Raw genomic sequence first — 2,821 nt, forward strand, 5'->3', positions numbered from 1 at the left:
CGCTGGTTGAATCATTTTCTGGCCTTCAAGTTTCACGACCGCAAATTCTACTTCCGTACCGTTACTGCGACAGAACCGAATTATGCCTATATTTCCGGCATGGTCTATCAACCGACCTGGTTCGTCTACACCAGCTATAGAACTATCTTCCGATGATCTTGTAAATTATTTTAATGACATTGATGAGTATGCGTTAATTGCCGAGCGGTGCGCCGACATGCAGCCCGTTGATTTTAATCGCAACAGATCCTATTCTCTTCGAGGCGATATTTACGGAAACATCGTAAATGCAGGCGATAAATTTGACGCCCTCTATCTCGGACGGTATTTTAGCCAAAGGAGCCCCACAACGGCTTTGTTGCATAGTAGCCATAGTTTGTCAAAAGATATAGCATCCAAGACATTGCAGCGGGCATTCAAAATACCTCAATATTGGGCTCCACTATTCGCGCACGCGGTTGCGCATAGCGCACAACTATTATTTGGTCGGAATATCAACTTCGATATTGTGACAGTGATACCCGCCACGGGGGGCAAAGACCCAAGGCTGGAACGACTGCTTGATGCTATCTCAGACGTTCCTCATATGGAATCAATGCAAACGTCATTTGATCCAAAAGTTTTTTGCCTCACTGAAAATGCAAGAGACATTAAGGCACTGGGGCCTACGGAAAGGGATAGTGAGGCGCAACGTACATTGTCATTGACAGATAGTTGTGCTTCTGGAAAGAGATTATTAATTATTGATGATGTTGTGACGACCGGGGCTACCCTGAGGACTGCGATAACATTGGCGCAGCAGGCCGGGGCTTCGGCGGTCTACGGGCTCGCCCTGGCTAAATTGGTTAGAGTTTAGGCGAACGAGAAGACAGATCTGAATTGGTAAGCGTAAGACTTGTCGAAGAGGAAGTTGACCCTCCCGATCGCGTAGGCCACGCCGCAGGCCCAGGGGCGCGCAGGGCCGGTCACCAGTGGCGATGGCCGCTTGCAGCACAGGGTGGCAACGAGACGTCGGCAGAGGTCGCGGTATTCATCGGTCAGGTGTTGCGCACAAAAGGCGTCGGTAAGCGCAATGATCTCGTCATACCGGTCTTGCATGGCGCCTGGCACCCGCTCGCCGCGAAAGGTTGGCTTCATGGAATTCGCGATCCGTATGCGTCAGTTGCCCAGTTCGACGAGCCCATGAACATCACCCTCCCGCTCGATCAGGCGCAGCCACGTGTCCAGCTTCTCGCTGCTGCCGTCAAGTAACCGGTCAACCAGGGTCCGGTCGTTCGCCTTGCCGAGCATGTTATGTAGTCCCAGGTATGCCGCGAGAAGGTGATACATGGTGCAACGCAAATCATTACGTTCCCCCTGATAGCGTCGGGCATGGCGATGCAGATCCTCGATGGGAAGACCGAGTTTCTCGCCGACATACGACAGCGGTATGCCGTCACGATCCTGTCGCGACCTGTACGCCGGGCCGTTGGCGTTCAGGGGAAGATCGGCATCATCCGGGACCTGGGGCATTGCACGTCTCCGTAGTTGTGCTGTCTGATCAGTGAAACGTCGGCGAGCTGCCCATGCAGCAATGCTTGTACTTGCGGCCACTACCGCACGGGCACGGCTCGTTGCGCCCGATCTTCGGCTCTTCACGACGCATGGGAACGCGTCCTGGGATGCTCGCCAGCGCGCGCCGGTGGGGCTCGAAGTAACGATAGATGTGTGGCAGCCCGGCGATCATCGTCTCCAGCAGTCCCTCGCGCTTTTCCGCAGGGATCGATGGTGGCCGGATCTGCGGGTTGGGATTGTGTTCATGATGCAGCATCATGATCGGGATCATCGGCCCGCCGTGGTCCTCGTCGTGGATCAGTTCCCCCCAGCTCGCAGGACGCATCTGTACGCCGCGCATGAAGCCATGCGCCCAGTCGTTGGCCGGGGCAACACCATCGTCGCGCTCGAGCAACACGGGCAGGTACACGTTCGGCTCATGCAGCGTTTGCTGCAATTCCGTGCTGATCGTGTTCCAGTGACGCATGAGCAGCTCGATGATTTCGGTGGCCTGCCCGTCGCCTTCAAACGAAAAATCTTCCCCCCAGATCTGGGGCAGATACTCGCTGGGCAACACGATATCAGGTCCGCAAATCAACGCGACGAAATAGCCGTCGAGCGTTTCGATGTTCATCGCGGCATCGCCGATGGAGTCAAGAAACCCGGCGAGACGGGCAAAATCGTCGTCGGCAAGCGGCTGTTGGGATATCAGGTTGTTCACGGCGGATTTTATCTTCGCGAAGGTCGAAGCGACTGTATCCGGTGATTATACGCATTGCATTACACACAAGTCACTCGTGACCAATTTCCCTGGCGTACTTGATGCCGGCGGCGAAGTCCATTACGCGCTGCAGGCCTTGCCAGATTGTCTTGACTCCTGGGTCACCATCGCCCTTGCGAGCGAGGAAGCCGCCAAGCCTGGCAACCAGACTAACTACTTCATTGAGGCTTGGCGGCGTCTCGGGGGGCTCTTTCCTGTTGAGAATGAACGCCGCTTGCCATTCATCCGGCTCAAACAGCAATTGCGCTTCGAGCTCGGGACAGGTGCGCCCCAGCCGCATTAGCCGCGCGATGCGCCAGGCCCCCACCATGAACAATGCCAGCGCTCGTTCGAGTCGCTCCATCGAAGCCAGTTGCAGCGCTTCGATCCGGCAGCCGTTCTTCAGTACATGAAAGAACACCCTGCGGGTTATTGAACAGGGAGCCGGTCGGTTGGGTTGGCCAGGACCTGAGCGAGGACTTGCAAAGGTGTGTGCCCGTTTAGGGTTTTGCGTGGCCGGCCGTTGAG

At 55.9% G+C, this 2,821-nt stretch carries 5 protein-coding genes; 1 reads left to right on the plus strand and 4 read right to left on the minus strand.

The features are described from left to right. Positions 1 to 217 precede the first annotated feature (217 nt). Entirely contained in the window at positions 218 to 856 is a 639-nt protein-coding gene (locus J8I34_RS33595; RefSeq protein WP_209778345.1) for a ComF family protein, read from the plus strand. Here J8I34_RS33595 and J8I34_RS33600 read toward each other — a convergent pair. From J8I34_RS33600 to J8I34_RS33615, 4 genes are all read right to left on the minus strand, one after another. Beyond that, positions 853 to 1,137 carry a DUF6398 domain-containing protein gene (locus J8I34_RS33600; RefSeq protein ID WP_209778347.1) on the minus strand — a complete coding sequence of 95 codons (285 nt, stop codon included), beginning with the start codon at positions 1,135 to 1,137 and terminating at the stop codon, positions 853 to 855. The two genes, J8I34_RS33595 and J8I34_RS33600, sit on opposite strands and share 4 nt — an antisense overlap. Before the next feature lie 21 nt (positions 1,138 to 1,158). After that, positions 1,159 to 1,512 carry a hypothetical protein gene (locus J8I34_RS33605; RefSeq protein WP_209778349.1) on the minus strand — a complete coding sequence of 118 codons (354 nt, stop codon included), beginning with the start codon at positions 1,510 to 1,512 and terminating at the stop codon, positions 1,159 to 1,161. Positions 1,513 to 1,540: 28 nt separating this feature from the next. Beyond that, the gene (locus J8I34_RS33610) at positions 1,541 to 2,254 is read right to left on the minus strand and encodes a YecA/YgfB family protein (RefSeq protein ID WP_209778352.1); all 714 of its coding nucleotides are present in this window, start codon (positions 2,252 to 2,254) and stop codon (positions 1,541 to 1,543) included. A gap of 70 nt (positions 2,255 to 2,324) precedes the next feature. Continuing rightward, positions 2,325 to 2,821: IS4 family transposase (locus J8I34_RS33615; RefSeq protein WP_305826471.1), on the minus strand; the 497-nt coding region annotated here is incomplete at its 5' end.

Origin of the sequence: Cupriavidus phytohabitans (genome assembly GCF_017815025.1) — a bacterium.
Lineage (GTDB): Bacteria > Pseudomonadota > Gammaproteobacteria > Burkholderiales > Burkholderiaceae > Cupriavidus.

Coding starts and splice junctions, on each gene's coding strand:
- J8I34_RS33595 (WP_209778345.1), top strand. CDS start 218: ATGCAGCCCGTTGATTTTAATCGCAACAGATCCTATTCTCTTCGAGGC.
- J8I34_RS33600 (WP_209778347.1), bottom strand. CDS start 1,137: ATGAAGCCAACCTTTCGCGGCGAGCGGGTGCCAGGCGCCATGCAAGAC.
- J8I34_RS33605 (WP_209778349.1), bottom strand. CDS start 1,512: ATGCCCCAGGTCCCGGATGATGCCGATCTTCCCCTGAACGCCAACGGC.